Annotated in this window: 28 protein-coding genes and 2 pseudogenes; 8 read left to right on the top strand and 22 right to left on the bottom strand. The window is 49.0% G+C overall.

What is annotated here, in order from left to right:
* Position 1: 1 nt before the first annotated feature.
* Genes MKX70_RS06415 through MKX70_RS06405 form a run of 3 tightly spaced genes read left to right on the top strand, consistent with a single transcriptional unit; the run spans position 2 to position 2,819 of the window.
* The gene (locus MKX70_RS06415; protein ID WP_042241000.1) at positions 2–760 is read left to right on the top strand and encodes a lantibiotic immunity ABC transporter MutG family permease subunit; all 759 of its coding nucleotides are present in this window, start codon (positions 2–4) and stop codon (positions 758–760) included.
* 29 nt (positions 761–789) lie between these two features.
* Positions 790–1,452: a response regulator transcription factor gene (locus tag MKX70_RS06410; RefSeq protein WP_340839706.1), complete on the top strand. Its 663-nt coding sequence runs from the start codon at positions 790–792 to the stop codon at positions 1,450–1,452.
* Positions 1,440–2,819, top strand: a complete 1,380-nt coding sequence (locus MKX70_RS06405) for a HAMP domain-containing sensor histidine kinase (RefSeq protein ID WP_340839705.1) — start codon at positions 1,440–1,442, stop codon at positions 2,817–2,819. Before MKX70_RS06410 ends, MKX70_RS06405 begins: the two co-directional genes overlap by 13 nt.
* A gap of 23 nt (positions 2,820–2,842) precedes the next feature.
* On the opposite strand, the gene MKX70_RS06400 is transcribed toward MKX70_RS06405, so the two are convergent.
* The 4 genes from MKX70_RS06400 to pnuC are packed head-to-tail and all read right to left on the bottom strand — an operon-like array spanning position 2,843 to position 5,873.
* Positions 2,843–3,235 carry a VOC family protein gene (locus MKX70_RS06400; RefSeq protein ID WP_042241009.1) on the bottom strand — a complete coding sequence of 131 codons (393 nt, stop codon included), beginning with the start codon at positions 3,233–3,235 and terminating at the stop codon, positions 2,843–2,845.
* Positions 3,232–4,158 (bottom strand): NUDIX hydrolase, encoded by a 927-nt coding sequence (locus MKX70_RS06395; RefSeq protein WP_340839704.1) that lies wholly within the window; start codon positions 4,156–4,158, stop codon positions 3,232–3,234. Before MKX70_RS06395 ends, MKX70_RS06400 begins: the two co-directional genes overlap by 4 nt.
* Positions 4,159–4,185: 27 nt before the next feature.
* Positions 4,186–5,199, bottom strand: a complete 1,014-nt coding sequence (locus tag MKX70_RS06390) for an AAA family ATPase (protein ID WP_340839703.1) — start codon at positions 5,197–5,199, stop codon at positions 4,186–4,188.
* Positions 5,196–5,873 (bottom strand): nicotinamide riboside transporter PnuC, encoded by a 678-nt coding sequence (gene pnuC / locus MKX70_RS06385; RefSeq protein WP_340839702.1) that lies wholly within the window; start codon positions 5,871–5,873, stop codon positions 5,196–5,198. The genes MKX70_RS06390 and pnuC overlap by 4 nt, the downstream gene beginning before the upstream one ends.
* A 451-nt stretch (positions 5,874–6,324) precedes the next feature.
* On the opposite strand from pnuC, the pseudogene MKX70_RS06380 reads away from it, so the two are divergent.
* Positions 6,325–6,753, top strand: a pseudogene (locus MKX70_RS06380) (VOC family protein).
* A 55-nt stretch (positions 6,754–6,808) separates the two neighbouring features.
* Here MKX70_RS06380 and MKX70_RS06375 read toward each other — a convergent pair.
* Both MKX70_RS06375 and MKX70_RS06370 read right to left on the bottom strand, forming a co-directional pair.
* Positions 6,809–7,315 carry a hypothetical protein gene (locus MKX70_RS06375; protein ID WP_340839701.1) on the bottom strand — a complete coding sequence of 169 codons (507 nt, stop codon included), beginning with the start codon at positions 7,313–7,315 and terminating at the stop codon, positions 6,809–6,811.
* Between the two features lie 41 nt (positions 7,316–7,356).
* The gene (locus tag MKX70_RS06370; RefSeq protein WP_340839700.1) at positions 7,357–10,905 is read right to left on the bottom strand and encodes a DUF3289 family protein; all 3,549 of its coding nucleotides are present in this window, start codon (positions 10,903–10,905) and stop codon (positions 7,357–7,359) included.
* Between the two features lie 226 nt (positions 10,906–11,131).
* On the opposite strand from MKX70_RS06370, the gene MKX70_RS06365 reads away from it, so the two are divergent.
* Together MKX70_RS06365 and MKX70_RS06360 are read left to right on the top strand one after the other, a co-directional pair.
* Positions 11,132–11,779, top strand: coding sequence for a glycosyltransferase (locus MKX70_RS06365; RefSeq protein WP_340839699.1), 648 nt, complete (start codon positions 11,132–11,134; stop codon positions 11,777–11,779).
* A gap of 314 nt (positions 11,780–12,093) precedes the next feature.
* Positions 12,094–12,333: a hypothetical protein gene (locus MKX70_RS06360; protein ID WP_340839698.1), complete on the top strand. Its 240-nt coding sequence runs from the start codon at positions 12,094–12,096 to the stop codon at positions 12,331–12,333.
* A 25-nt stretch (positions 12,334–12,358) separates the two neighbouring features.
* On the opposite strand, the gene MKX70_RS06355 is transcribed toward MKX70_RS06360, so the two are convergent.
* A complete protein-coding gene (locus MKX70_RS06355; protein ID WP_340781582.1) occupies positions 12,359–13,366 on the bottom strand; it encodes a phosphotransferase in 1,008 nt (335 codons plus the stop codon).
* A gap of 143 nt (positions 13,367–13,509) precedes the next feature.
* Here MKX70_RS06355 and MKX70_RS06350 point away from each other — a divergent pair.
* Positions 13,510–13,638: pseudogene (locus MKX70_RS06350) on the top strand (MFS transporter); the annotation flags it as partial.
* 63 nt (positions 13,639–13,701) lie between these two features.
* Here the strand turns inward: MKX70_RS06350 and MKX70_RS06345 are convergent.
* From MKX70_RS06345 to MKX70_RS06335, 3 genes are all read right to left on the bottom strand, one after another.
* Complete coding sequence (locus tag MKX70_RS06345) at positions 13,702–14,646, bottom strand: hypothetical protein (RefSeq protein WP_340839697.1); 945 nt, start codon at positions 14,644–14,646, stop codon at positions 13,702–13,704.
* Positions 14,643–15,200, bottom strand: coding sequence for an RNA polymerase sigma factor (locus MKX70_RS06340; protein ID WP_340839696.1), 558 nt, complete (start codon positions 15,198–15,200; stop codon positions 14,643–14,645). Before MKX70_RS06340 ends, MKX70_RS06345 begins: the two co-directional genes overlap by 4 nt.
* 154 nt (positions 15,201–15,354) lie before the next feature.
* Positions 15,355–15,591, bottom strand: coding sequence for a hypothetical protein (locus MKX70_RS06335; RefSeq protein WP_340839695.1), 237 nt, complete (start codon positions 15,589–15,591; stop codon positions 15,355–15,357).
* Between the two features lie 328 nt (positions 15,592–15,919).
* Between MKX70_RS06335 and MKX70_RS06330 the strand changes: the two genes are divergently transcribed.
* Positions 15,920–16,465, top strand: a complete 546-nt coding sequence (locus MKX70_RS06330; protein ID WP_340839694.1) for a MerR family transcriptional regulator — start codon at positions 15,920–15,922, stop codon at positions 16,463–16,465.
* Positions 16,466–16,559: 94 nt separating this feature from the next.
* Here MKX70_RS06330 and MKX70_RS06325 read toward each other — a convergent pair whose 3' ends face one another.
* The 12 genes from MKX70_RS06325 to MKX70_RS06270 form a co-directional block, all read right to left on the bottom strand.
* The gene (locus MKX70_RS06325) at positions 16,560–16,940 is read right to left on the bottom strand and encodes a hypothetical protein (protein ID WP_340839693.1); all 381 of its coding nucleotides are present in this window, start codon (positions 16,938–16,940) and stop codon (positions 16,560–16,562) included.
* 201 nt (positions 16,941–17,141) lie between these two features.
* The gene (locus MKX70_RS06320) at positions 17,142–17,852 is read right to left on the bottom strand and encodes an ABC transporter permease (RefSeq protein WP_340839692.1); all 711 of its coding nucleotides are present in this window, start codon (positions 17,850–17,852) and stop codon (positions 17,142–17,144) included.
* Positions 17,849–18,694 (bottom strand): ABC transporter ATP-binding protein, encoded by an 846-nt coding sequence (locus MKX70_RS06315; RefSeq protein WP_340839691.1) that lies wholly within the window; start codon positions 18,692–18,694, stop codon positions 17,849–17,851. Before MKX70_RS06315 ends, MKX70_RS06320 begins: the two co-directional genes overlap by 4 nt.
* A 104-nt stretch (positions 18,695–18,798) precedes the next feature.
* Complete coding sequence (locus tag MKX70_RS06310) at positions 18,799–19,734, bottom strand: LytTR family transcriptional regulator DNA-binding domain-containing protein (RefSeq protein WP_340839690.1); 936 nt, start codon at positions 19,732–19,734, stop codon at positions 18,799–18,801.
* Between the two features lie 104 nt (positions 19,735–19,838).
* Positions 19,839–20,237: a collagen-like protein gene (locus MKX70_RS06305; protein WP_340839689.1), complete on the bottom strand. Its 399-nt coding sequence runs from the start codon at positions 20,235–20,237 to the stop codon at positions 19,839–19,841.
* 167 nt (positions 20,238–20,404) lie between these two features.
* On the bottom strand, positions 20,405–21,301 hold the full coding sequence (locus tag MKX70_RS06300) for a DegV family protein (RefSeq protein ID WP_340839688.1): 897 nt from the start codon (positions 21,299–21,301) through the stop codon (positions 20,405–20,407).
* 372 nt (positions 21,302–21,673) lie between these two features.
* Entirely contained in the window at positions 21,674–22,096 is a 423-nt protein-coding gene (locus MKX70_RS06295; RefSeq protein WP_340839687.1) for a VOC family protein, read from the bottom strand.
* A 76-nt stretch (positions 22,097–22,172) separates the two neighbouring features.
* The gene (locus MKX70_RS06290) at positions 22,173–23,150 is read right to left on the bottom strand and encodes a sigma-70 family RNA polymerase sigma factor (RefSeq protein WP_340839686.1); all 978 of its coding nucleotides are present in this window, start codon (positions 23,148–23,150) and stop codon (positions 22,173–22,175) included.
* Between the two features lie 52 nt (positions 23,151–23,202).
* Complete coding sequence (locus MKX70_RS06285) at positions 23,203–24,315, bottom strand: sensor histidine kinase (RefSeq protein ID WP_042243824.1); 1,113 nt, start codon at positions 24,313–24,315, stop codon at positions 23,203–23,205.
* Positions 24,305–24,988 carry a response regulator transcription factor gene (locus MKX70_RS06280; protein ID WP_042241053.1) on the bottom strand — a complete coding sequence of 228 codons (684 nt, stop codon included), beginning with the start codon at positions 24,986–24,988 and terminating at the stop codon, positions 24,305–24,307. The genes MKX70_RS06285 and MKX70_RS06280 overlap by 11 nt, the downstream gene beginning before the upstream one ends.
* A 35-nt stretch (positions 24,989–25,023) precedes the next feature.
* Complete coding sequence (locus tag MKX70_RS06275; RefSeq protein WP_231637750.1) at positions 25,024–25,581, bottom strand: VanZ family protein; 558 nt, start codon at positions 25,579–25,581, stop codon at positions 25,024–25,026.
* Between the two features lie 84 nt (positions 25,582–25,665).
* Positions 25,666–26,538, bottom strand: coding sequence for a hypothetical protein (locus tag MKX70_RS06270; protein WP_052416806.1), 873 nt, complete (start codon positions 26,536–26,538; stop codon positions 25,666–25,668).
* Positions 26,539–26,582: the final 44 nt, after the last annotated feature.

The raw sequence follows: 26,582 nt of genomic DNA, 5'->3' as shown, positions 1-26,582 counted from the left end.
CATGGCCACACTACTGGGATTGCTGCGGGCGGATCTGCTCAAAACCCGGCACACACCGTTTCTGCTGATTCATCTGCTGGCCCCCTTAACCGGAGCTGCCGTGTTCCTGGCCTACTATTCTTACTCCCCATGGAGCGCCTCAGATAAGGCATTGGCGTTCATGCAGTCTCTGGGCTGTGCCCTTCCTGCCTTGATCGGGCTCGTCTGCTCCATGGCGGCGGAACAGGAAGCGAATGCAGGACAGTATCAAGCAATGCTTGCTGTACCTGCAGCCAGAATCACAACCTATATAAGTAAGCTGCTGCTCCTGTTGTGTTTTGGCCTCGGAGCCGTCCTGTTCGCTTACAGCCTTTTTGGCCTGGGCTTTAGCAGAATTCTGCAGCAGGACAGACTGGGATTACCCTTTTACCTCACCGGGGCGGTTATTCTGTTCGGGAGCAATATATTTCTATACCTGCTTCACCTGACAGCCAGCCTGCAATTTGGCCGGGGGGCTTCTATTGGAACAGGGCTTGCGGGAAGTCTGGTGTCCGCCTTAATGCTCACCGGACTGGGCGATTCGATCTGGCCCTATATCCCCTTCGCCTGGGGTGTCCGCTTCATCTCTTTATGGACAATCCACGCTTCCGGTATTTCGTTATCCCCTGCCGTATCCGGCCTGAATACCGGAATTGCCGTCTGCATATCAGGAACAATCACCGCTTCCCTGGTATGCCTCTTATGGTTCAGGCGCTGGGAAGGACGATCAACGGAGAATTAGACCTACAACTTATAATTGAGGGAATGAATATGGCCAAAATACTCGTAGTAGACGATGAGCCCGCTATCCTGTCGCTGATTCGCAATGCACTCCGTACGGATCAGCACCTGGTGACGGTGATCTCTGATTCCACCCAGGTGCGCCAGTCCGACCTTGGCGCATACGATCTTATTTTGCTGGATGTCATGATGCCGGGGGTGGACGGCTTTTCCCTTTGCCGGGAGATCCGCGGGGCAGTGGATTGCCCCATTCTTTTTGTAACGGCCAAAACACAGGAAAGCGATCTGATGTACGGCCTGGGCCTGGGAGCAGACGATTATATTGTGAAGCCCTTTGGTATAGGGGCGCTGCGTGCACGGATTGATGCCCACCTCAGGCGGGAGGGCAGGGAGAAGCGGAAGGTGCTGTATATGGAGAACGTACATTTCAATCTCTCCGGCAAAGAGCTGTTTGTCCAGGCGGACAAGGTGTCTCTGACCAAAAGCGAATATGAAATCTGCGAATTCCTGGCCCGCAGCCGCGGACAGGTCTTCTCCAAGGAACATATCTATGAAGCGGTCTTCGGGTATGACGGGGAAAGCGACAGCAACGCTATTACGGAGCATATTAAGAATATCCGTGCCAAGCTGAGCAAATATGGAATGGATGTCATTGAAACCATCTGGGGGATCGGATATAAGTGGAAGCTGTAAAATTAACCAAAACCGTACGCCTTCGCACCTTTTTCCTGCAGTACCTTCTGTTCTTAAGCCTGGGAACGATCCTGCTGCTGGGCGTGCTACTCGGCCTGTTCGCGCTGGCTTTTGCCTGGGATGCCGTGCTGCCGGCAAACTATGCCGAGAAGGAGATTGCAGCGTTCAAGGAACGGCTTACCTCAAGCGAAGCAGTAACGCCGCAGATGGTTCCGGACAGGGTCGATTATACCGTGTTCACCGGGGATGGGGAACTGCTGGCCGGTAATCTGAAACGCCAGGAAGCAGTACATGCCTGGGAAATCGTGCAGCATGGGGATAGTCAGGGCTCTCATTTCTATACAACCGCCCGGCACGGGCAGGAAATCTGGATATTCCGTTATAGCTTAACGCCGCAGTACGCCTCTTCCCTGATGCGCAGCTATCTGCCGAATCCTCAGCTGCTGGCCATCCTGCTCTTCATCTTCGGTGTTTTGCTCCAGGCCGCCCTGCTCGCCGCTCTGTTCGGCAGCAGACTGTCGAAGAAAATGGCCGGGCTGCAGGAAGCGACCGGGCACATCCAGCGTGAGAATCTGGAGTTCACCATTAAGCCCTCCGGAATCCGCGAGATCGATGAGGTACTGGCCTCCCTGGACCGGATGAAGGAAGCCCTGAATACCTCGCTTAAGCGGCAGTGGGAGCTGGAACGTTCCCGCAGAGAACAGATTTCCGCGCTGGCCCACGACATTAAGACACCGCTCACCATCATCCGGGGAAACGCAGAGCTGCTGCAGGAGACCTCACAGGATGATGCCCAGCGGGAGTATAACAGTTATATTCTCCGCAGCGCCGGGGACATCGAAGCCTTCGTACAGGAGGTTATTGATCTGTCCAGCCTGCAGGCTGGAGCGGAGCGCCGGGAATCCCTTGTGCCAACAGGGGGAATTATTGAAGAATTGGAGCTGCAGCTGAAGGCCCTCTCCTCCGGGAAGAACCTGCTTATCTCTGTCCAGAAGAAAAACCTGCCCGAGTTCCTCTTCATTAATAAAGAGCTGCTGCTGCGGGGGATTGTTAACGTGCTTGCGAATGCGGCAGAGCATACACCTCCGCAGGGAAGCATCGGTCTGCTCGTGCAGGGCGGTGCTGATACTGTTCATTTCATGATTACTGATACCGGCCGCGGCTTCTCGCAGGCTGATCTGAAAGAAGCAACCCATCAGTTCTACAGGGGTGACCGGAGCCGAAGCTCCGGCAACCATCACGGGATGGGGCTCTACATTGCCCGGTCTGTGGCCGAGCAGCACGGGGGCAGCCTTAGTCTGGATAATGTATCCCCCTCCGGCGGAGGGAAGGTGACCCTGAGCATTTCACAAATCAAGCAACCCTGATTCTCCTTGAGAATTGGGGTTGCTTAATTTACCGCAAAGAGGGAATGTATGTTGCCTTCCGGATCTGCAAAAAAACCCGTGGTGTGTCCCCAGGGCACCACCTTCGGCGCTGTGATTCCTGTAGCCCCTTTTGCAACAAATTCATCGTATCTAGTGTAGACATCCTCAGGAGAGTCACATTCGAAGTTAAGCTCAAAGGCCTGTCCTTTACGCTCCTCTGCGTAGGAGTGATGACCGTTCGTGTTATCCGCCATTAAGGGTGCTGAGAATATCGCTAGACGAACACCGTCATTCTCAAATTCAGCATAGTGGTCCTCTTCAACAATAGCCTTAAATCCCAGAACATCACGATAGAAGCCAGTCATTCCAGCAACATCCAGGGCCAAAACCGTAATTCCTTCTAATTTCACTCTCACCCCTGTAACTCCACCCTTCTATCTTCATTGTCCTGTATCTTGATCCAGTCTCTCTGATACAACCGGGAAGGCGATTGTCCGGCAATATCCGTGGAGTGGCCAGTCTCAGCCACGAGACCCGCCACCTTGTCCCGGAAGCCAGCCTCCGGCAGTTCTCTGTCCAGAATCGCCTCGTACACTTTCTGTAGTTCCTGTAAGGTAAACAGCTTAGGCATTAAGTGCAGCGCGATGCCGGTCTGCTCCGTTTCTTGGCGCAGCCGTTCGATGGCGCGGGCAATGATTTTCCCGTGATCAAAAGCAAGCCCGTCATTGGACTGGATCGAGTAAGTGACTGACCTGGAGGCCGGCTTGGCTGTCACCGTACGGTCTATAACCACCGTCAGTTCTCCCTCTCCGGCACCCAGCTTAAGCTCGTAAGTAAAGGTTCCGATGTATCCTTCTTCCAGCAGCTCTTTGTGCTCCCTTACAAGCCGGTAGCTTACCGTGAACCAGGCCGCGTCTTCGGCATCATCCCCCGCCTGCAGCTGGATCCGGCTGCTGTCAATCAGGGCCATATAGCTGCTGCTCATCACCCAGGTACGGGGGTCGCGACCGGGATCGGTAACGGTATAGAGCTGCTCCAGATATACATCAGCAACGCCGGTCTCCTCATACAGTTCACGCGCAGCCGCCTGCTCCCCGGTCTCATCCGGCTGGATGAAGCCGCCCGGCAGCGCCCAACGTCCCAGGCAAGGATGCCCTCCCCGGCGGATGAGCAGGATGCGCAGCTCTTTGTCCTGGAGCTTAAGAGAGTCGTCTGCCTCCTTGTCCGTGACCGTAAAAACCACCATATCCGCCGCCACCGAAGGCCGCTCATAATCTCCTGCCCGGTATTGCTCCAGAAATTCACGTTCTGTAAGTCCATTATGATCTAACAATTCCAAGCGTCTTCGCCTCCCGGATTCATTGTTCTAGTTCTGCAGCTCTCCGAAGTAGTTCCCATAAGGCTTGAACCTGGCAAGCACCCCGTCCACCTTACGCATGCGTTCCTCCAGGGTTCCCCTCAGGGTGATGTAAGGAATCCGCCGCTCCTTCAAATCCGCTATGATCTGCTTGTGGAAAATATGCCGTTTCTGGTCCCCGCTGCGGTCCCAAGTATCGTCATAAGGAATATCGTCACCGCACAGGAAAAACAGATCGTACCGCTGCGCATTCTCCAGCGCCAGCCGGGTGAGAAGCCCGGGGGCCCGTCCGTGGTAATCCAGGGCGTACATATAGGTGGTAATCGCATTCGTATCGACAAACAGATACCGGTCTGCGTCCAGTAGCGCCCGTTCCTCCCGCTTAAGATGGCCCACGGCAATTTCGTCAAAAGCCTCTATGCCGATCCGGCGGTCCACCTGATGCTCCGTCCAATAATCCCGCCCGTACTCACTGGCAAAAGTCGTCCTATACTGTTTCGCCAGCGCCTCAGTAATCGTCGATTTGCCGGTAGACATCGCTCCTACAAACACAATTTTCGTAATTAAATCCCGATATACAATGTCGCTTACATAGTCCCGGTATTTATAGGGATCAGAGCGAACCATGGTGGCCGATACCGGCACCTGCTGACGTGCTTCGTCCACCCTCCGGTCTATGGCGCCCAGGGCGATGCTCATATGCTTGCCATAGAACTCGCTGGAGTAAAAGTGGGTCACCTGCTCGCCCTTCAGCAGCCCGAGAATATACTGTTCTTCCCGGATCTCATGCTCCCGGTCATCGGAGTACCCGTCCGGACCATCCCACGCTTCAATTACCCGCACCGATGACGGATACAGCCTGCGTATCCAGTTCGCGCGGATATGCAGCGGAACCGGAGGGACGGACGTTTCATAGATCACCACGATCAATTCATCGACCTCCTGCAACGCCGTCTCGATCATGAATTGGTGCCCTTTATGCAGCGGAGCAAATTTTCCGAGTGTTAATCCGAGCGTCTTCATGCCAGCGCCTCCTTAGCCCCTTTATTCCAGTTATAGTAGCCGTATACCGCGTTAACCAGATAGGCACTCCACATGACGATCATCAGCAGACCTTCACCACTGCCCTCCACCGTCCGGATCACCCAGAGCAGCACTGTGAACAGATTCAGCACAATATAGACCAGCCACTGCTCCTTGAATCTCCGCACCATCAGAATCGTAGCCACTACGGATAACACGGTCGTGATAGCATCAATATAAGGCGAGTTCTGCGCCGGGATGAACGACAGGCTATACCCCAGCAGCAGCGCCCCGGAAATACAGACCGCCATCGTGAGGAGCCTGCCTTTGACCTCCATCTGGCGCATGGACAGCTTGCCGCTCTGCATATTCTTCTTCCACATATAGAAGCCTACAACATTCATCGGCACGAAGAAAAGCAGATTCAGCATAACCTCTCCGAATAATCCGTTAATATAAGCCAGATAGGCGTAGCCGAAGGTGTTATATATCCCAAAAGCATAACTCATCAGCTTCCCCTTCGCCGTAAGCACCACGCACAGCACCCCGGTAATAAAGACCGTGAACCCCAGGAACGAATCCTTGGAAACAATTGTAAAACCAATTGCAATCAAAGTAAATATAACCAGCCAGACGATTTCGAACCCATTCCAGTTCCCCGCAATCTTCTTCACGCTGCATCCCTCCGCTTTCTGCATCTATTCTTGATGGGAATAACTTATTAACATTATGATAATTACATTTTGTTAATATCAAGATAACAGAAGCTGCAGCAGGATGCAAGCCCAATTCTCCTCTCGTCAGAAAAAAGAAATAGACCGCCCTCCTGTTTGGATAGCGGTCTGCTTTGCTATGGTTCTCCAAGCCGGGTCTCTCAGGTATTCTCTGCAGTAACGGGGTTAACCGCAAAGAGGGAATGAATATTGCCTTCCGGAATCTGCAAAGAATCCCGTAGTGTGCCCCAGGACATCACCTTCGGTGCAGTTATCCCTGTAGCCCCTTTTGCAACAAATTCGTTATACTTTACGCGGACCGTCTCAGGAGAAATCCCATGTTATTCACATGTATTTCAAGCTTTGTTATACCTATAATAAACCTATATCAGATAAGGGGGGCGGTAATTAGATGGGCGTAAAAGGTCTGGCACATGTAGCGATTCAAGCTAGAGATTATACAGCGACTATTGCATTTTATACCGAAGTTCTGGGGTTTAAGCGGGGCCATCACTGGAGTCTGCCCTCATTTCACATCCAGGAAGCTTCGATGCTGATAACGATGCCGTGATTCCTGCTCAGGGAAAGAAAGCTTCATCTGAAGAAGAAATAGCCCACGGAGCATTATTACATTTTGCCTTTTATGTAGATAATGTGGAGGAAACATATCAAAAAGCCCTTGCTCACGGAGCAAGGACTTTCGTAGAACCGGATACCCTGTCACTTGGCGAACCGCCACTGCTGGGTGAAGAACGCACTCATTCACAGCCCTAACGGGGACATTATCGAATTTATTGAAGAGGTTGATTTTGACAGGTCCGGATTTAACCCTACCCTATAAAAAGCCCCGTCCCTGAAGGGACGGGGCTTGCTCCGGTATGCAGCCATCGCTCAGATCACTCGATCTCTATCCCGTACCAGCCGTCCGCCAGTGTGTCCAGCTTGTAGTTAGCAGGCTCCTCACTATAAGCCTTCTCGACCAGATCCTGACTGTCACAATACACAATATGATAGGTGTTGCCTTTCTCGCCTTCCCAGTCAAATACGAACCTTAGGAGGCTCTTCCCGTCCTGTCTGCTGTACCTAAGAAAGTTCAGCTTGTCTTCTGATACCTCTATAATCTGCTGTATATTGCCCTGCAGGCCCGCATTCGCACCATCCAGGAACTGATGGCCCACAGCATTGCCGTTATTCGAGTAGATAAAGGTATTTCCTATATCACTCCGGTTATCCAGGCTGGTCATAAGAAGCTCGGTCTCCTCTTTTACAGCCTCAAACAGCTCGCGATGATCCCTGTAAATATCATATTTCGCGCTGGAATGGTTATAGTTAATAATCACCCCTAACGCCACAATTATCACTGCGGCTGCAATGCCTATAAAGACGATTCTAGTGCGGCCCATAACTCCACCTGCCTGACCCTTTCAGAATGAGACGCTTTGAATTAGTTAACAGAACCGCTGAAATACAGCTCGTAATCAATCGTTGTAATAAACGGCACATATTTTCCGTTGAAACGGTCGTAGTGCTGCAGCGTGAACCAATCGACAAAGCCCGGCCAATTAATCTCATCATCTGCGTCCAGGCCGAAATGATCATAGAAATGGAACACCAGCTTCCCGCTGAACTGGTCTCCGGCAATCTTGAAGTCCTTAATGGTAATATTATTGCCATGGAAGGCATGAATCGCCAGGGATAACGCCAGATTGGTCTTCTCCGTAAACACCGGATACGGGCTGTGTGAGAATCCGCCCACGTAATCATAAACAACTTTCTTGTTCGCACTTGGGTCATACTCCAGCTTAGACAGGTCGCCATTACTATTGTGCAGCTCCTGGACAACGAAATCACGGATTAATTGCACATAATTCTCGGTGCTGGAGTCACTTATGACTGCATTGTCCAGCTTGCTGTTATGATACTTGATATATTGGTCCGTATTGAAGGTGTCACCGTCGGAAACCGATGTGCCTTCATTACTGCGGTTATCGTATCTGAACGTCGAGATCAAATCGCTCAGAACGGAGCTCATATCGTCACTCGCACCGGTTTGGCCGACGGAGAACAGGAATGCCATTTCGCCCCAGATCATGGCTTCCGGCGTAATCTTGGCCACAGAGAACACCGGGCCCAGCTTGAATAATTCACTATAGGTGTAGTCATTGAACGTCAGGTCATCCGATACGGTATAATCTCCTCGCGGAGCATCCTTGAGTACTCCCTCTCTGTGATCTGACTGAAGGATCAATGCCTCATTAACATCTGGAGTCAGCCTTCTGGGATCCACCGCATCGTTCAGACCATCGCCGTCCGTGTCTGTCAGATTAGGATTAGAATACATATAGGCATAGACCTTATCGCCGACTTTCAGAATGCGGACCTCTTCACCATCCTTGAGCCCGTCGTCATCGCTGTCCGCATCCAGGTAGTTCACTCTGACCACCGCACCACCTGTACCTAGACGCAATCGGCCTGCCTGCATTTCTTTCTCGTGATAGTCACTAATGCCGTCCATGTCTGTATCTTTGTATAAGTCCGAGGTCTCGGCGATCGTATCGAAGATCCCGTATAAATGGTCGGCGTTGCTCGCATGATAGTAGCTGCCGCCGGTGCCCTGCGCCATATTTGTCAATATACTCGTCGATACACTGCTGCCGAGCCCTACCGTATAAATAACGATTTGATTATCAGCGGCCTGCTTGGTCAGCGATGTATTGTAAGTGCCGTCTCCATCTGTAAGCATAATAATATACTTCAGGACATCTGTTCTGCCGCTGGCGGTGAACAAATTAAGCGCACTTGCAATTCCGCTAGTCAAGCTCGTTCCGCCGTTACTGTCAATCTTCCCTGCGGCTGTATTCAAAGCTGTCTTATCAGAGGTGAACGCGGATAATACCTTGGCGGTGTCGTCAAAATCAACAATAGCGCCCCGGTCACTTCCTGTCAGTAGGTTGATGAACTGTCTGGTTACGCTGGTTCTCACATTGCTTCCATCATTGCCCGACATGCTGCCCGAGGAGTCGATGACGAAGACAATGTCCATCCCCGAATATTGCTCTTCTCCCTCATCATACAGGAACTTATACTGCCATACAGTATCGTATACGGTTTTGTTTAATAAAATATATTTTGAGAAGTGTGCAGTCTCAACCGAAACCACATTACCCGTAACCTTCTGATTAGGTAGCTCTTCAAATAACTGAGCGGCTTCATTGAAATAGTAGATCCGCGGGACGAAGTTCGCTGTATTCAACAAGCTATCATCCAGTTCGAAGGAAATCGTCGCCTTCTCAAAGGCTCCGTTTATTGAGAAATTGTAGCCTTGATCGATATAGCCGGGGATCGTTGCATCATTAAGAATGCCGTCCTGAACAGGATCTACAGATAAACTGCCCACCTGTTCCGCGCTGACCCCTTCAACGGTAACGCAGGGAACTACCTTGGCATCCGCAGCTTCAACCACAACCGTCCTTGAGAACTTCGCCTCCATTACGAGCGGATTGCTTCCGATCTTCACCTTCCAGGCATCCGACAGCCCGTCGCCATCGGTGTCCGTCTTCAGGGGGTCCGTCTGGTACTTCTGTACCTCTTCGCCATCCGAAAGACCATCGCCGTCCGTATCCGCGCTGATCAGGCTCGTCTGATAGGACAACTCTTCCAGGTTGGTTAATCCGTCGTTATCGCTGTCTTCGTCACCATCCAGAATCCCGTCCTGATCACTATCCTGTTCCAGCGGATTCAGCTTCAATACGATAATCTCATCCCGGTCGCTTAATCCGTCTCCATCAGTATCTTTACTGGTAACGGAAAGGCCATAATGTTCTTCGTAATAATCGCTAATTCCGTCGCCGTCGCTGTCCTGCTCCCGGTCAATCCCTAAGTTATCCAGATTATTCTCGTCGAAATTCACAATGATATACTCTTTGGCAACCTCAGAACCATCGCTTAATTGCGCACTTAGCTTCAGCAGATTATAGCCGACACCCAGCCCTATGCCTTCCACGGACCAGACCTCATTTACAGGAATAGCTCCTTGCTGCAGGACCGTTTTATTTTTATCAGAAGTCTGATAGGTAAAGGTCTTGATGCGCGATGTCCCTCCCAGTGTTCCCGACAGCTTGTCCAGCTTCGTTCTCAGGAAGTAATAGTCACCGTCTGCGCTATTCTGAAGTTCTAAACCGTACGTATCCAGCTGCACGGAGACTTCCTCCGGTTCAGGTACTTCTTGCCGGGCCGCAATCTGCGTCAGCTCATAGCCCGCAGGTTCATTGACTACATTTCCCGGATTCCCGGAGAACCCGAGTGTCAGCGTCTCCCCCGGCTGAATATTGGCGTTGTAGCCTGCATTATGTATGACGTAATGATTACCGGTATGCCCGGTGATTTCGGCCGTCCAGAACCGTTCCAGATTCCCCTCATAATCAAAACTCAGCTTCCAGTCCTCAATGGTGGTCTGCGATAGATTCTTAATGGCAATTTCACCGTTAAAAGCGCTTGCCCAGTCACTTGTCACCTTGAAGCTTGTTTTATAGTCTCCTGCCGGCACGATCTGTTCGCTGCCTTGTATATCAAATGCTGCCGGTAGGACCAGTTCCCCGTCACACTTCGCTGTAAAGCCAAAATTCACACTGCTGCCCGCAGGAATGTCCTGGTTGCTCCCTGCATTCTGAATTGCATAAGCACCATTCTCATAGGCCTGCACAATCCCGTTCCAGATATTAGTGATCTCATAGGGCTGGCTGAAGCCCAGTGTCCAATTCTCAATCGTCCGGTCGCCCGTATTCCTGATGGTGACATCCGCGTTGAAGGCCCCCTCCCACTTGGAAGAAATAGTGTAGATTACCTCGTAACCCTCTCCCGTGAAGACCGTTTCCTGCAGGCCGCCCGTTGAGTCCTCTTGAGCCAGAGCAGGCTTGAGCGGAATAGAAGATAATACCAATACTAGAATTACTAATAGAGCAAAGCTTCGTTTCATAATCCTTTTCCTGAACATCGCTACCGTTCCTCCTCGTATTATTACAAATAATAGTTCGAAAAATGATGTAATGTCATGGAGTATTATGAATCTATAATATTTGCAAATAGAGGATTAGGCAACAACAATTGGAAGAAAAGTAGAAGAACAACAAAACCATAATAGCCTATTCTGAATATAACCTCCCGCTTCAGCCATAATAATACAAGCCATTTCATTCACACACCTAAAGGAGCAGATGAATTTGAAAAACAAATGGCTGTTGGCGTTAACATTGGTGCTCATACTCACCTTGACGCAAGCAGCAGGCCCCGTACAGGCACAGGCTGGCGACAAGAAAGAAGCGGCTTGCTTCAGCCCCAGGATGGTTCAGCTGAAAAGCGATATGCAGAAGGTATGGATTGACCATACCATATGGACGCGAAGCTATATTGTCAGCGCCATCTCGAATAACCCGGACCAGAAGGACGTACTGAACCGGCTGCTGAGAAACCAGCAGGACATAGGTGATGTATTCAAACCGTATTACGGGGAGGCTGCCGGCAATAAGCTGGCGGAGCTGTTGAAAGAGCATATTGGGATTGCAGGCAAGATTGTAGCAGCCGCCAAAGCAGGCAATCCCGCCGATGTGAAGAAGCTGCAGGCCGATTGGCATAAGAATGCCGATGATATTGCAACTTTTTTAAGCGCATTGAATCCAAACTGGCCGTTTAAAGCGGTGCAAGAGATGCTGTATACACACCTTCAGTTAATTACAGACATTGTGCTGAGCTGCCTCCAGGGAGACTGGCAAGCAGATATTGCCGCAACCGACAAGAATGAGGTCCATATGATTCATTTAGCGGATGTTCTGTCATCAGGCATTATCAAGCAGTTCCCGGAGAAATTCTAGGGAGCGTAATAAACAATGTTTGCACAATGGCTTTTCATAATCGCCCGGAAGGGGATTGTGGAAAGCTTTTTTATGTGTTTAGCCATAGCAGAGTAACAGAGTGAACTGGCACGATATATTAATCCCCTAATCCCATCCTGTCAAGAAATAATTTCTGTGGGAGCGGCATTGAGGGTATGCCCCCCTAAACTTACCAAGTATGAATGAATTTGCGGGTATGAGGACCATGACTGCTTTTTCCTATTCGTCCGGCTTCACGTAAAATTTGCTACAAGCCTAGCCTAATGATATGCCATAGAAGGGAAGTGCTGTGCATGAACAGCGTGGATATAATCAGATTTGTGGTCCTTTACGGTCAAAAGCCCGAGCATGAAAGTTACGGATACATGGAGCTGAATCAGGAGGGCCATATGATTGCACTCTACAATAATTTTGGTGAGGAATTAGATTTGTATGGGGGTCACGAGCTTGTCCGGGTACGAACGCTTGGCCAATTTGATGACGAGGACCGCGATAATTTCTATTCCTTGTTGGAAAGTGACGGTGTAGGTTAATCCTACCGGATTAACCTACATCCAGCTAAATATCCCCAAGAAGTGCATCAAGCTGATCCCAATGCTCCGCAGTATGAATCATTTCTTCGGCAAAGCGGGCAGGGACCCTGCTCGACGAATCGAGCGGCGGCTTGATCCACCAAAGCGACTCGATGCACCAGACATACTTGACTGCCCGCAAAAGAGTGCCCGGCGGCAGCGGGTGTACACTACGGTAGCCTTCAGCGAAAGCAGCAACCGCATCCCCGCGGAATCCGCTCCCGCCGAGTGTGCCGGAGAGGACCGCCCGTCCGAGGTCCAGCGCCGGAAACGAGTAGCGTGCCCGGTCGAAGTCAACGATGGCTGCCAGCGCGTCCCCTTCGAACAGCAGGTTGTCCGCCCACAGATCAAGGTGGGCCCAGCCCGCTGTCAGAGGCGTAAAGTCCTTATCTCCAAGTGAATCAGCAACCGCCTTCTGTAATAGCAGCGCGTCCCGGACACGCCCGGACGAGCTGCGGGCTGCCTCCCAGCTTACCTCCCAGGCGAGCTCCATCTCCTCGCGCGACAACTGCCAGGCCGGTTCACCCGCCTGCACTGCTGCTCCGACCCCCGATGCCGCCGCGGCACCCCAGACGGTATGCATATCCGCAGCAGCCCGTCCGAGTGCATGCATTCCCTGCTCACCGATCCTGCCGGCTGGCACCATAGCACCCGGACAGCATGTCATGACGGTCATGTATCTTCCGCAGGGCAGGATGTGCATGCAGCGCCCTTCCAGCGTTAAAGGCTCAGGACACGGTCCTCCCGACTGGTACCACAGGAGCTGCAGCTGCAGCGCATTCTCAATCTTGCCGCGAAACTCCGGATCCTCCATCTTGAACCGCCCGGGGTGATAGCTTTTGGCGAATAGCCGCCCCTTATTCGTCCCGATAATCCACTTCTCGTTCAATAGTCCGCGATTCACACGCCCGGCAGACAGCAGCTCAGCCTCAAAATGCTTCTTCAGCCAGCCTGCGATCTCGTCAATTAATTGGTCCTCAGTCGTCAGCAGCATTCTAAGCCAACCTTTCTAATCAGATTCCCCTATTCATGATTCTATCTCAACAATGTCAATATTTCTCTGACAGAATTATCAACAAAGGCCCTCGATTAATGATATGACCAGTGTCTGCGCCAGACTCTTTGCGTTAATGCCGGAGCGCCACCGGGTCAATCGCATCTACCAGCATCTATGCTCACTCAGGCTGGAACGGAGTATGCTTGTTAGGTGCAATCGTCAGTGCCCTGGCTCTGCTGTTCTGGGCATTAACCCGCCGCCTTAAATAGATAAATATAAGGCCGCCCTTACAGGCGGCTCACGGCTCTCTTATATTCTGTGCATTGCGCAGACTAGTTAAGTTTGGTCACTTCCATCACCTTGCTGCTAAACTGGTACGTTACACTGACATTCTCTATAATCTCCGTATCCTCATAGGCCAGGGAACCCTCGAACTCCAAGGTATCATTGTCCTTCCAGACGATGTTACTGGCATCACTATAATTTTCATAATCCGGGCGGATCCATGTGTCTATTCCTTGCTCCGCCCCATATTTGACTCTTGCGGATTCTATTAATTCTGGACTGGTTCTTCCTTCCTCCACATTAATAATCTGCACAAATTCACTTTTATTAGAGCAGGTGACGACCGCAACTAACTTCTTATCGGGTGAAGGAATCATATCTGTGATATACATAGAAGGTGCAGAGAAGCTTGAATATTCCTCCAGCTTATTGTCTTTGATCCTCCATAGGACATTCTGGCTTCCATAATCCGAATAATGATTAAATAACGTAAATAACATACTGCCGTCTGCCAGTTTAACAATATACGGGCTCCGGTAACTTTGGGACAGAATATCTATGGCAAAAGCAGCCGCATCGGCGATTTTGGGATTCTCATTTCCTGCAAACGGCTGAAGTTTATTCAGTGCCTTGGCTCTTAAGCTTGGATCATTGAAGCCTTCCACCAGCCGGTTAATAGCAATATATACATGTTCTTCATTATCACTTGTGAGGGCCTGTAGAAATTTCATTCCATCATACTTGGGAACGGACAGTAACTCCATGTCTTCAGCTCTCAGATAACGGATATACGGCTCTGCGTTTTGATTCTTATAATATTCGGTTGCTAATAGCGCAGAAGCGGTTGAGCTATAGAGCACAAGACAAGCAACCAGAGCCACCCACTTTTTAGAAAAGCCTTTTTTCCTTTTCTCCGCTCCGCTCGATCCGGCTGCTTCGATTAAATCTTCATCCATGAGTCCGATCTCGCGGTATAACTCTTCTCTTTTCACAGGTGAACTCCCCCCTTGGCTAAATGAACTCTAAGCTTATTTCTTGTTCTGAAAAGAATGGACTTCACCTTACTGCTGCTCATCTGAAATCTCATAGCAAGTTCCTCTATAGAATCTGAATACCAGTACCGCCTAATAAATATATTTCTGGCTTGCTCCTCTATGCCATATAGAAATTCGTTGATCAAGCTTGCGGTTTCACCCGCTTCATATTCTCCTTCTACCGTATCCGGGGAAGCTATGCACCCTTCCAGTTCGGTTAGAATGGCATCAAACTGACGGTTGCGTTTCTTGGCTGTAATATAGCTATATCTATCGAGCGCTATATTACGTGTAATTCTTCCTAGAAATACAGATAGCTTCCTGGGCATCGTTGGCGGAATTGCATTCCACGCTGCCAGGTATGTATCATTCTCACATTCATCAATATCTGAGAGATTGGAAATGATGTTTCTGGCAATCACTCTGCAGTAAGCCCCGTATTTATCCTTGGTCTCGACAATGGCCTGCTGTGAACGCTGTAAGTATAGGTGGACTATTCCCTGATCTTCCATCTGTCATTCTCCTTTTAATCTCTTATCTATACAGTAGGGAATTGTTGGAACGGGTTGCACTTATATTATAATTTTCACAGAAAAAATCCTAGCGCATAAGAAGTATCCCTCTTATCAGCCAGGATTAAGATATGATCTATAGGTTGCAGCCTCTTTAGAGCAAATTAAAAGGTAATCCTTCGGCGTTCAGTATAAGCGTGTCCTCCTCCTCACTGGCTTCTGGTGCCAGACTTACAGTAATGTCTACAGTCAGGGTATCCGTTATAGCGGTATCCGCTGAAGACACCCCGTAATTGGTAGGGCTTTCAGCCGCACCGGCTGTCTGCGGGATGAAACCTGATAATGTGACTGCAAGCGCTAGTAGAAGACTCATTACTTTTCTCGTAAGCATAAATCCCTCCTCTAGATCCATATTGGCTCCTTATGCATGGTGAAACGGGCAGGACAACCCCCGAAAAGTAACCGCTTTCATAAAGCGCCCTCACATACGGAGTTATTCCTTACTATAATCCTGGTCCATGAAGAAAGGAGCGTGGCAGGCCCACTCTCCAGGGATACAATTATACTGTGCTGTATGAAATACACCGCTCTCTGGAGAGCAGGAAAAGTCGTAATAACACTTTGCTTAGCGAATCAGCACTTCCTTTGTCACCTGTGCAGGGGGCCGCCAAAGAACAACGAATTACTCATAGAAGGACTACTAAACTGGAGGGATTGAAATGGAAATTCTGAAAACCAAGGAAGCTGCGGAGCTGCTGTCCGTTAGCCAGACTACGATCAAACGCTGGGCGGCCATGTTCCCTGATTTCTTTCCAAAGGACCGTCTTGGACATTATACCTTCTCGGAGCGGGAGATCAGCCAGCTCAATCATATTAAAGGCCGTATTAATCAGGGGGAAGCACTCGAATGCATTAATCTGGATCTCACGAATGACAAGCTGCCAGGGGGCCCGCCGCAAGAGAATCTAAGCCTGCATACAGCCAGTGACCCTATGAATAAAATATGGTCCCGGATCGAGTATATTGAACACGCACTGGATCAAAAAGCGAGTGAGGTCGTTTCGGTACAGCTGCTCCAGCAGCGTGCAGAGCTTGAGGATATGCGCGTAATGATTAAGCAATTATCCGCAACGCTGGAAACGATGCAGAAGCCCGGCAGTAAATCCCTCTCCGCATATGAAGAGCTTCATCCGGTTGCCGCGGGCAGGCTGACGTCTCCGCCAAGGAAGCGCGGCCTATTGCGCTCTTTTTTTCCATTCCTATAGCCTTATCAAACGCTACTCTGCCGCCTCTTCACACAAAAAAGGTGCGACAAGCCCGGTTCATCACCAGACGCTCGCCGCACCTTCACTCTCTAGCTTAAATTAATGCGTTGAAATGGCCATCCGCATCCACCGTCGCCGTCCGGGGATCGGTGAGACCGATACCCTTGAAGCCTCCCGTTCCTTCATTTCTCCAGAGGGGGAGGTGATCCTGAAGCGGAGATGCCAGTACGAAATTGGCAGGGGTGCTGCTTCCGCTCTTCAGTACGAGCTGGGACTCCAGCAGCCGGATTTGCCGCTGCAGCTGCTCCCGCCGGTACGGAGTCTGCATCTCACTTCCCTGCGCCGCATTCACTTTATCCAGTTCCATCATCAGCCGGTTGCGCTGTTTCTCCAGGGAACTGACATCACTCTGTGTACCGCCGTAGGCCGCAATAGGCTGTACGGAGCTGATGCCTGATACTGTCTGTGCCGCCATGATCTTTCCCTCCGTTTCCTTGGCTCCTGCTCCAAATTCAGCCAAATTCGTAAGTTCTAATCATCTTTATTACCCCGCGTGCCCCGTTATGACAACATCAGATCCGCAACTGGACAATAATCGTCGTATAGTCTCAGCCGGCCGCTTGTTTCGGACCTACCAAAGACCCACCGGAGACTGGCTAAAGTCCCTTCAGGCCCCTTACTCGTCCTTCAACCGCCGCACATACAGAACAACAGACACAACCGTTAATACAACCGTCCATGCCAAAATAATGAGGAGAGGCTTCAATACATCGCCTGTCGTATACCCTGCATTGCTCAGACCCAGCAAATGTACCAGCTGACTGCTGGGCATGTAATCCAGCACCTTGAAGACCGGGTAATCCTTGGCCAGTACTGCCCCCCAGGGTGCACCGGTGAATATGAACGCCACCGGGAGTATAGATAATGAGGCTTCAAGCACCGTCTTGGAGAATAAACCGCAGATTGTCCCGGCTGCTGTGTATAGAATAATCGACAGAATGATTGCGGCCGTAAACGTTCCTATATTGGCCGGCTCATAGCCCAATATATACGTAGAAATAGCCAGAACAATAGCGGACATGACGAAGACCAGGCTGCTTTTACCGATCAGAACATCCAGGGTCGTGGCCGGAGTCAGCATTAATGACCTTAAAGTGTTACGCTCTTTCTCCTCAGCGATCAAGCAGGCTTGTGCCATACTCGTCAGGATCACTAACGATGTATTCAGTAGAAAACCGATCGCTCCAGGTAAGGCTGCGCCTGCACTCCGAAAAAGAAAGGCGAAGAGTATGGGAAATACCAGAATAATCGAGATCGCGTAATTGCGCGAGAACTCCTTGTAATCCTTCACAAATATCGCCCGCGCCCGTTTGAATGAGATACTCATAGCAGCTCACTTCCTGTCATTTTAATGAAAATATCACCCAGACTGGGCTCTTTCGTCTCGATCCGGTCAATGAGCCCCCGCTTCATCCAATCCGCGATTTGATCAGCTGTCTCCCCGCCGATCGGGAGCTCATGGACTTCCCCGTTGGTTAGGTCAACACTAACTACATTCTCCCGGTGCTGCCGTTTAAGCTCCTTCGGTGAGCCAATGGCCTGAATTCGTCCCTGATACAGAATCGCTACACGGTTGCACATCAATTCTGCTTCAGCCATATCATGCGTAGTCAGAAAAATCGTTGTCCCCTTCTCATTCAGGTAGCGCAAGCCTTTATAAATATGTGCGGAGTTCACCGGGTCCAAAGCCGAGGTAGGCTCATCTAAGAATAATAATTCCGGCTCATGGATAATCGCGCAGGCCAGCATAACACGCTGACGCATCCCCTTCGATAAGAGATTGACTTTCTTTTTGCGATCCCCGCTTAAGTTCACAAACTGCAGCACCTTATCTACCGCAGCTTTGGGAAGATCATACAACTTACGGTACAGCTCCAGATTCTCCTCAACCGACAACCGCTCATAGAGGCCGCTGTTATCCGTCAGAATGCCGAAGCGCATCTTCTGGGCAGACTGCCGCATCCTATCCGCCGGCTCGTTAAATACACTTGCCTGTCCGCTTGTCGGATTTAACTGTGCCGTTAGAACCTTGATCAATGTAGTTTTGCCTGAGCCGCTCGGGCCGAGGAACCCAAAAATTTCTCCCTTAGGAATAGAAAAAGATACATCTGTTAACGCATCCTTCTGTCCAAAGCTCTTACGGATACGTTCTACCTGGATAACATCCATGAACCCCACATCCTTAGCGTTGATGACATAAACATATACAGAATGCATGCTTCCTGCCATCAAAACCCGCCGAAATGTAGCTGTAACCGGCTGAACGGTACCATTTAAATGTTCAGCAGTGCCTTTAATTCCTGCAATTTGGAACGGGATAACGGAACCACGGCATCCTGGCCTGTGTTTAGACGCAGGCTGTAGCTATTCTTCGTCCAGGTAATAATCTCTCTTACCTTTTGCAGATTAACGATGTAGGAGCGGTGGCATCTGAAGAACCCGAAATTCAATAACCTCTGCTCCAGCTCGGTCAGCGTCAGCGCACAGTCGTAATTCTCCCCGCCCACATGAACAAGAATCGAACCCTCTACACTTTCTATAAAATCGATTTCAGGCGGATTAAATAAAATCACCTTGTCATTGCGTTTGGTAGAGATCTTCTGCAAGGTAATATTGGGCTCCTCCTGTTTATGTACGTCCTGCTTGTCCTCTTCGGAGTCCCGGATATCGAGGAGATGGAATCCGGACTCATTCAACCGGTAAATGACATCACAGGAAATCAGGGCATCCTCTAAATTTGAGGTTAGAATTAAAAGCTGCTTTTCTCCCGACAAGTCATCCAGAATCCGTTTGAATTGACGGCGGTCCTGTTCTTCCAGGTAAAAGTAGGGCTCCTCCAGTACAAGTGTAGGCTGATGCGCAAAAAAGATACGCAGCAAGGTCACGTACATCCTTTTGGACGAGCTGAGATCATTGATTTTTATCTTCCGTTCTTCTTTTAAAGCAAAATAATCTATTAACGAAGCGACACGCTCATTCCTCTCCGTTACTCTGATTAGAAAAGTGATGAGCTCATTCACCGTTAAACGCATATACTCGTGTTGCCCGGCCCGAAATAAATAATATTGGGCATGATCCGCTAATTGATTCATTATAAGCTGCTTCCGCTTCAGGTCCGTTATCATGCCAACCGGCTGGCCCGGGGTCATCTTGAATTCGATCTTCGGCAGGAATATTTCCCCGTCTTCATACATGGGTTGAAATTGCATACCGTCCTCCTGGTCAGTCGCTACTATAGGTATATAAGCCAATTATATAAGTACCACAACAAAGAGAACAGCCCTTGTGCTGTTCTCTTCCGCTGTCTGCCTTATTAGAAGCAGGTGAACGAGCTGACCCGGTTCAGATCAATGCCGAAGTACGTCCAGAAGAAACCGGTCCACCGGAACCCTGCAATTGAACTGCGCCCGACGAATATCGGGAAGAACCAGAATTGCTCGCCATTGTTCAGCCAAATGTATGTGTTGCGGAACAGGCATCGTCTGATTCCCCCGGCGTCGATGGCGAATGTGGTAGCCGGCATTTGCGGCACGAATTGCGGCGGAGGGGCCGTCGGCGCTTGAACGCCTCCCGGTCCGCCTCCCGGAGGTCCCGGAGTCCCCGGAAATCCGCCGGGACCTCCACCTGGAAACCCAGGCCCTCCAGGTCCTCCAGGTCCTCCCGGAATCCCCGGAAATCCGCCGCCGGTTCCCGGTGTTGGAAAAAATCCCATATGTGATCGCTCCTTTCAAGTGAGTAGGCATAATCATCATATGCATTCGCGGAGAGGGCGCTTGGGCGGATGCCCATTGTACATGCGCCTGACGTAAATTCAGACTTCATCAAAAAAGCCGCACCCTCATCGGGTGCAGCTCATTATCCGTCCTTCAGTCTCCCTGCTTAACTCAGGGCACCGAGCTCAGGCTCCAGCACTTTATCCTGAACAGTAATACTGTTCATGGCTGTATGTTTGATCCATGAAAGTGCGAGTGTTCCCTCGCCCATATGAACGCCTACCACCGGAACAAAAGTCATGATTTCGGTATGCACAGAAGGCGACATTTCTTGGATGGCCGACTCCAGGCTCAGCGCCTCCTCCATATTGTTGGCATGCATTATGCAGATATTTTGGATCCGCAGGATGTCCTGACGGAGTGTCTCCAGCAATTTCTGCTTCGTCTTCTTGAAGGTGCGAATTTTGTCCACGACAATAATTTTGCCTTCATCGAACTTCAGCAGCAGATGAATTCGCATCAGCTGACCAAGCACGAGCTGAGAGCCGGAGAGCCGCCCGCTGCGGTGCAACTGGCTCAGACTCGCAGGGATTAGGTAAAAAGACATCTCTTCAATAATATTTTCAATTCTGCTCCTGATCTCCAGCGCAGAGTAACCTGCCTGCTGCCAGTGAACGCCGCGCATTATCATCTCACGGATCGGATAAGCGCCTACCTTGGAATCAATGCCAATTACAGCAACTCCAGCGATCTCCGCCGCCTGCATCGAAGTATGGAAAGTACCGCTAAGCTCAGAGGAACAATGTATCGCTATAATTTCGTCATACTCTTCCTTCAGGCGCTCGTATAATTCCAAGAACTCACCGATCGGAGGCTGGGAGCTGCCAACCTTGTCATTCTGGCGCATTTTGTCATAGAACTGATCGGCGCTGATTTCGATATTTTCTTTATAACATTCATTATTGACAATTAGACGTAGAGGAACAATATAAACATGGTTATTCATGGCAAATTCAGAGTCAATTGTGCTGGTGCTGTCGGTTACCCAAGCGATGGATTTCAAAGTCACTACTCTCTTTCGTGAGGGATTGGTTACGATCAGGAATCAGCAGCTTCAACTATCTGCATATTCGTAAATTATACAGGAAGCTAACCACTCGTATAGTGATTACGAGAGAATCCCCGCACTTTTTTTCAACTAAATTCGACATAAATTCACATTATACATGATAGATATACCTATTAAAGAACAGACTGTGTATGGTATGTGAAGACGCCAAAAAAGGATATCAAGCAGAAACGGCTTCGCCGTCCTTATAAAGGACGGTACCGTTCCAGCAAGAAATAGAAGGATAAGTTATAGCGTGAAACATATAAATTCTTATATTTAAAAAAAGAGCTGCACCATCATCTGGCGCAACTCTTCACCCGTAATTTAATCTTCAAGCTCCGTATATATTTGAAAGGTCACACCGAATTTGTCCGTTACATCGCCAAACCCGGGACTGAAGGGTTCTTCCTTAAACGGCATATTGACCTGACCCTCCTGCCGCAAGGCTTCATAGATCCGCTTGGATTCTTCTACATCATTCGTTGTAATGCAGATAGTAACCCGTTTCCCGTTTTCAGCAGGCGAACCGCCTGGAGCATCGGATAACATAAGCTCCGTACCTCCAACCTTTAGCTTGGCATGTGCTACAAGACTCCTCAGATCGTCCGTGAATGTGCCCGGCAAGTCCGGCATGTCACCGTAAGTCATCATAGAGAGGATTTGTGCGCCGATGGCTTGTTCATAGAACGGAATGGCTTCCTTTACCCGGCCCTCCAAAGTAATGTAAGGGGTAAGTTTTACCGTCATAAGATTGTTCCTCCTTGAGTTTGGATTGAATCCGCATTTGTGATTCATTAGTATAGACGATCCGGCCGCCGCAAACTCATCGGTCTATGGAACAATTCTGCCTCGCGTCCAATTCTGCCGGCAATCCAAATCGCACAAATAACTCAGGATCAATGAAATGATGGATATGAGCGATCTTCCCCAGTTCCAGCTCTGGAATATGAATGCTCCACGGAACCAGCCGTCCATCCGGTCCGGAGGGTACATACTGGGCAAAAGCGGGGCTATCCCCGTTAGCCCGAACCGGTAGCAATCTGGAGCCCAAACAATGGCTGCGTGTAATAGTGTAGAAAGACGACAGATTAGAGCTGCCACGAACCCACATCGTAAATGGCGGCATCGACAAGCTGCCGTTCTCGCGGAATAAGGCCAACAATGCATCAATATCATACTGTTCGAAGGCTTCCATATAACTAGCAAGCACTTGTTGATCTGCCTGGGCATCTCCCCCTTGTAACTCCTCGGACCGGAGATTGGACCGGGCGATACCCGACCGGGCCCGTTGCACAGCACTGTTGACGGCTGCCGTGGTCATTCCCATCGCATGTGCTGCCTCGTTAGCCGACCACCGGAAGACATCAAGCAGGATCAGTACAGCGCGTTGCCGGGGCGGCAGTATCTGCAGGATCGCAATAAAGGATAACCGGACGGTTTCCCTGCTGACCACGATGTTGGCCGGGTCGGTAGCGTTATCGGGGGCCGGCCATATCCAGGAATCCCGGGGCAAGCTGTCACTGGGCTCCATAATAATAGCTGCGGGTTCAGAGAGATCCATCGGGAGTGCCCGCCGCTTGGCATTCCTCAGCCTGTCCAAACAAATATTAGTGGCAATCCGGTACACCCAAGACTTACGGGAAGAATCCTGCCGGATCTTGTCCCAGCTCTGCCAGGCCCGGAGCAGGGTATCCTGCACTGCATCTTCCGCTTCAAAGATGGACCCCATCATCCGGTAACAATATCCGGTTAGTTCAGAACGCAGCTCCTCAAGCATATCTATTCCATGCTTTTGGCTCATATTACGTTTCCTCCTCTTGAAGATGCCTTCTCCATGACAGTAATTCAGAGTTTTATATTTTTTTCAATAAAGTAACGACAAAAGACGTCTTCCCCAGCGAGCTTTTGGCTTCAATCTCCCCGCCATGTAATGTAACGATACTTTTGGCAATTGCAAGTCCTAGGCCTGATCCGCCCGTGTATTCGGAACGTGACTTTTCTACTCTATAGAATCTCTCAAAAATATAGGGGAGATCCACACTGGGTATTGCTTTGCCGTAATTATTCACTTCAACTTGAACGGATTGGCTCGAATCTCTTACTATAAGGTCAATGTATCTTCCTTCTTTTCCATACCGTATGGCGTTTTGAATGAGATTTTCAAACACCCTGGCTATTTTATTGCCATCGCCTATGATGACAGGGTGATCAGCCGTTATAAATGTCCTCATGTGCATGTCCGCTTCCTGCATTTGAATCCTATGTTGTACAACTAATTGATTAATCATTTCTTCAATATTAATGGATTGATCATTTACAAGAGTTTCTTTATTTTGGACATAGGTATATTCAAACAGATCATTTAATACATGATGCAGGCGTTCAACCTTGGCATACACAATCTGTATATAAGCACGAAGCTCCACTTCGTCCCTGTATTCATCCTCATTGATAAGATTCAAGTATCCGATGATAGAGGTTAGAGGGGATCTAAGGTCATGGGCAACATTTGTCACCAAATCATTTTTGATCTGTTCTGATCTCCGCTCTTCCTCAATGGCCTTCCGGGCTTGAATTACAACATTATTAATATGGGTAGCAAGTTTATCTAACCCGTTCTCTGCCCGCTCTTCTATTTTATGATCAAAATTACCGTTCGCAATAAGCTCAACCTCACGTATCATACGGTTAAACTCAGTTGAAATATAGCGTCTCTTTTCCATCTTATAGAACAGGAACAGATAGAAACAGACAAACAACCCAAACATCAAAGGTACAAGTACACCCCTGAGAGAAGAAACGGCATTGAATATAAAAGCTACCGCACCTGACTGTTTCTGATAACTATAAAGTGAAGAATATAGAATAGCCGCTGTCAGCGTTGATGCTATTAGCGACAGCAGAACATAGAGAATGGCTCTCCAAACCGGGATTGTTTTCATTATAAAAAACGTATTATTTTTCAATTTTATAGCCAACTCCCCAGACCGTTTGAATCACCGTTTCTCCTGTTGCCGCAGCAATTTTATCTCTCAGGTTACTAATATGAACCATAACGGTTTTGTTCGATCCGGCCCCCGTTTCATTCCATACCTTTTCAAAAATTTCTTCTGATCCGAATACTCTTCCGCGATTCTTGGCCAGCAAATATAAAATATCAAATTCAATAGAGGTCAGCCTTATTTCCTGCCCCTGCGCATGAACCGTGTGACTTTGTTTATCAATGGTTAAGGAGTGAATATAGATACAATCCGGATCTTTCGCCGCCGGGTGATAATTAGCTCTGCGCAGCAGCGCCTTTACTCTCGCTGTTAATTCCAATGGATTAAAGGGCTTGATCATATAGTCATCCGCACCCGTCATCAAACCCATAATTTTATCCATATCCTCTGCCTTTGCACTTAACATCAAGACTGGAGTTTCCTGCTCTTTGCGAATTTCCCGGCATACTTCAAGTCCATTCATTTTGGGCATCATAATATCTAAGATCACGAGGTCAATAGAGTGGCGCTCCATGAATTGAAGGGCCTCAATTCCATCCTGCGCTGTATGAATATGATAGCCTTCATTGCGCAGATATACCCCGATTAACCCTGCAATCTCATGATCATCGTCTACAATAAGTATCTCGGTAGTCATATATTCTCCCCTCAAAACATGTCCGTTGTCTCCTGTTATAATCTTATCCTATTCAATAAGTTATTCCCATGGCTTCTCTGTAATAGTCTGATTATAACTATATACCCCACAAGTGCTCCAACAGTGTTGGCAATAAGATCATTGATATCTGTGCTCCTGCCATTACCCAAAGTAATTCTGATCACCATCTGAAGTATCTCAATAGATAAACTGAATAAGAAGCCGTAGTACGCTACGCTTTTTAAAGACTCAATCTTTTTATGGAGCAGTGGCAGATATACACCAAAGGGCATGAACATTATCACATTTAATACAAAGGTTTTGATATCTATTGTTAATAGCGGAATGAAATTAATCGTTTTGTACCAAGAAGTGTGATTGGCATATATGCCGATATTCACATCGATGGGGAAGAATACCAGGTCGATGACACAAAGTAAGTAAATACTAAATGTTATTAATATTAAATATTGGCCTGCATGAAGCGGCCTTTTTTTCCATAGTGCACTTACTGTCAGGTACAGCAGGAATAATACGAATAGGGGCACCAGAAAATATGTTGAATGGATTGTATACATAATAGATTGTTCCACATCTAATTCCTCCTCTAAGTTATTATCAAAGTTGGACAAGAACAATGGGACTGATGACAGCCCCATTGTATCCAGCCCGCATGCTTAGTTAGTAACCGGAGTGATCTGGCCATCGACTGATATACTAATGATCATCGCTGCATCCAGGAAGACCCTTTTGCCCTCTTTGTCCAGGTTATAATGCCATTCGAATCCCCGCTTTGAAGAGCTTGTGGAGCCTAAAGAAAGCTCGGTTTCCTTGCCGTCTGATGTTGTTATGCTAACTCTAGGGCTGTACTGTGGTAATTCATCACTATGCCCATCTGTACGTACCCCTTCAATACCAATGCCAATCGTTGAGATATGAACCGATTCAAGAGACATCTCTTCTTGTTGCTGTGACAGGGTGTGATCAATTCCGATATTGAAAGAGGTACCGCTCTCTTGTGCTGTAAAAGTATTATGGAATGGTCCTTCAGCAATAACTGCTTCTGTAGCGGTATTCACTACTGCATCCGCCTTAATCGTAACTTTCTTTCCTTTCAGACTGCTTGGTGTATCGACATCAAACATGGCGATGATCTTTTTACCATCCTCTGTCACACGTTGCTCTACCATGTAACTTGCATCCTTTGCCCACTTGAGTTCAAGTGCAGCCATAGCTGCATCCTGTGAGAAAACTGTACCGTCTTCCTTCTCAAAAGAAACGATAATAACCGCACTATTTCCACCAATAATGCTTTCTTCTACCGTTGTTTTAATCCCAGCCATTACTCTAGACTCGTTAATTAAAGTCGTAGATTGTCCCGGAATCCCGGCATTTCCATTGAAAAATTCTTTGAAAGCATCCTTATCGGATGAAGCCAGCGCTGAGGTCCCCATCGCCATTAATGATACAGTTGCTGCTATCGCTGTACCGGCTACCCACTTCTTCCTTGTATTCTTCGCCCTCTGACTACTCTTCTGATTGTTGTTCATTGTAAGTCCCTCCAATATGTTTTGTTGTGTTCCTGGTGAATGTA

The organism is Paenibacillus sp. FSL R7-0312, from assembly GCF_038004445.1.
Lineage (GTDB): Bacteria > Bacillota > Bacilli > Paenibacillales > Paenibacillaceae > Paenibacillus_AQ.
The sequence above is the reverse complement of the archived record's forward strand: the minus strand, read 5'-3'. Positions and strand labels throughout refer to the sequence as shown.

Excerpts from the sequence above, each read along its gene's own strand:
- MKX70_RS06415 (WP_042241000.1), top strand. The coding sequence starts at position 2 with ATGGCCACACTACTGGGATTGCTGCGGGCGGATCTGCTCAAAACCCGG.
- MKX70_RS06410 (WP_340839706.1), top strand. The coding sequence starts at position 790 with ATGGCCAAAATACTCGTAGTAGACGATGAGCCCGCTATCCTGTCGCTG.
- MKX70_RS06390 (WP_340839703.1), bottom strand. The coding sequence starts at position 5,199 with ATGAAGACGCTCGGATTAACACTCGGAAAATTTGCTCCGCTGCATAAA.
- MKX70_RS06375 (WP_340839701.1), bottom strand. The coding sequence starts at position 7,315 with ATGGGCCGCACTAGAATCGTCTTTATAGGCATTGCAGCCGCAGTGATA.
- MKX70_RS06370 (WP_340839700.1), bottom strand. The coding sequence starts at position 10,905 with ATGTTCAGGAAAAGGATTATGAAACGAAGCTTTGCTCTATTAGTAATT.
- MKX70_RS06360 (WP_340839698.1), top strand. The coding sequence starts at position 12,094 with ATGAACAGCGTGGATATAATCAGATTTGTGGTCCTTTACGGTCAAAAG.
- MKX70_RS06355 (WP_340781582.1), bottom strand. The coding sequence starts at position 13,366 with ATGCTGCTGACGACTGAGGACCAATTAATTGACGAGATCGCAGGCTGG.
- MKX70_RS06340 (WP_340839696.1), bottom strand. The coding sequence starts at position 15,200 with ATGGAAGATCAGGGAATAGTCCACCTATACTTACAGCGTTCACAGCAG.
- MKX70_RS06335 (WP_340839695.1), bottom strand. The coding sequence starts at position 15,591 with ATGCTTACGAGAAAAGTAATGAGTCTTCTACTAGCGCTTGCAGTCACA.
- MKX70_RS06330 (WP_340839694.1), top strand. The coding sequence starts at position 15,920 with ATGGAAATTCTGAAAACCAAGGAAGCTGCGGAGCTGCTGTCCGTTAGC.
- MKX70_RS06325 (WP_340839693.1), bottom strand. The coding sequence starts at position 16,940 with ATGGCGGCACAGACAGTATCAGGCATCAGCTCCGTACAGCCTATTGCG.
- MKX70_RS06320 (WP_340839692.1), bottom strand. The coding sequence starts at position 17,852 with ATGAGTATCTCATTCAAACGGGCGCGGGCGATATTTGTGAAGGATTAC.
- MKX70_RS06315 (WP_340839691.1), bottom strand. The coding sequence starts at position 18,694 with ATGGATGTTATCCAGGTAGAACGTATCCGTAAGAGCTTTGGACAGAAG.
- MKX70_RS06310 (WP_340839690.1), bottom strand. The coding sequence starts at position 19,734 with ATGCAATTTCAACCCATGTATGAAGACGGGGAAATATTCCTGCCGAAG.
- MKX70_RS06305 (WP_340839689.1), bottom strand. The coding sequence starts at position 20,237 with ATGGGATTTTTTCCAACACCGGGAACCGGCGGCGGATTTCCGGGGATT.
- MKX70_RS06295 (WP_340839687.1), bottom strand. The coding sequence starts at position 22,096 with ATGACGGTAAAACTTACCCCTTACATTACTTTGGAGGGCCGGGTAAAG.
- MKX70_RS06290 (WP_340839686.1), bottom strand. The coding sequence starts at position 23,150 with ATGAGCCAAAAGCATGGAATAGATATGCTTGAGGAGCTGCGTTCTGAA.
- MKX70_RS06280 (WP_042241053.1), bottom strand. The coding sequence starts at position 24,988 with ATGACTACCGAGATACTTATTGTAGACGATGATCATGAGATTGCAGGG.
- MKX70_RS06270 (WP_052416806.1), bottom strand. The coding sequence starts at position 26,538 with ATGAACAACAATCAGAAGAGTAGTCAGAGGGCGAAGAATACAAGGAAG.